Raw genomic sequence first — 446 nt, forward strand, 5'->3', positions numbered from 1 at the left:
TAATAAAAGCCGCCAAGGCAACGATTAAAAAATTCGGCTTGATGATCTGGGCAAACAGGCATATTAAAAATAGAACCACCAGACTCAAAAAACGCCAGCTTTTTGATTTAAAATCCGCTTTTTGCCACTTTAGGACAATCAACAACAGAACCGAGATCGAAAAATAAATTGGCAAATCGGAATAAAAGACCTGAAGATTATAGGTATAGGCATAGGGGCTCAATAAGAAAAAAAGTTGGCCGATAAGCGTCAAAGCCAAATTACTGACCAGTTTTCTTGCCGTCAATAACAAGATAATTATCATTGAATCGAGAAACAGCAGGCTCAATATGTGAATGGCCAGATTAGGCGTCAAGCCCAGAAGGTTGGTTAACTTAAACCAGAAACCAACCAGGGCCGTTAGCGGAACGTTGTTCGGATAACGCCAAAAATAATCGCTGGTCCAG

The 446-nt window shown here is 40.4% G+C and carries 1 pseudogene; it reads right to left on the bottom strand.

Annotated elements, in window-relative coordinates:
* Positions 1-446: pseudogene (locus tag KH893_RS12270) on the bottom strand (hypothetical protein); the annotation flags it as partial.

Source organism: Liquorilactobacillus sicerae (genome assembly GCF_029916425.1).
GTDB lineage: Bacteria > Bacillota > Bacilli > Lactobacillales > Lactobacillaceae > Liquorilactobacillus > Liquorilactobacillus sicerae.